This window comes from Rathayibacter sp. AY2B7, from assembly GCF_002931635.1.
In the GTDB taxonomy this organism is placed as follows: Bacteria; Actinomycetota; Actinomycetes; order Actinomycetales; family Microbacteriaceae; genus Rathayibacter.
Genome location: NZ_PSUC01000231.1, coordinates 1 through 703 on the forward strand (window position 1 = coordinate 1; position 703 = coordinate 703).

Sequence of the window (703 nt, forward strand, 5' to 3'; positions counted from 1 at the left end):
AGCACCACGGCGATCCCGACGACGATGCCCAGCGTCAGCAGCCCGACCTCGAGCAGCCGGCCGCCCGCCGTGATCGGGAACCCGTTGATCGCGTCGTCCCCTCCCGCAGCGCCGACTACGAGCGGCTCGCCCGCGTGACGGCGCTCGTCACCGCCATCACCGAGGGCTCGCCGGAGGTACGGGTCGCCGACGCCGTCGACTCCGCCGAGGCCCGCGAGGAGGCCCGCCACCAGTTCGAGGCCGCGCACGACCGGCTCGACGCGATCCTCGTCCAGCCGCACCGCTACCGCCGCGGAGTCGTCACCCTCACGCTCGCGCTGATGGCGGCGGGCGTCGCGCTCCTGCTCGGGGGCGGACCCCTCGTCGTGCTCCTCGCCGCCGCGACGGCCGCCGCGATCGATCTGGTCAACCAGCTGCTCGCCCGCTGGGGCCTGCCCGCCTTCTTCCAGCAGATCGCGGGCGCCGCGCTGGCGACCGGAGTGGCGGTGGTGCTGCTCGCGGTCGTGCCGCGGCTGCCCGTGGAGCTGGCGGTTCTGCCGCCCGCGCTCGTCGTCGCGTCGGGGGTGGTCGTGCTCCTCGCCGGGCTCTCGTTCGTGGGAGCGGCGGACGACGCGATCAACGGGTTCCCGATCACGGCGGGCGGCCGGCTGCTCGAGGTCGGGCTGCTGACGCTGGGCATCGTCGTCGGGATCGCCGTGGTGCT

Annotated in this window: 1 protein-coding gene; it reads left to right on the forward strand. The window is 75.1% G+C overall.

Annotated elements, in window-relative coordinates:
- Positions 1 to 703: threonine/serine exporter family protein (locus C5C27_RS17585; RefSeq protein ID WP_146079772.1), on the forward strand; the 703-nt coding region annotated here is incomplete at both ends.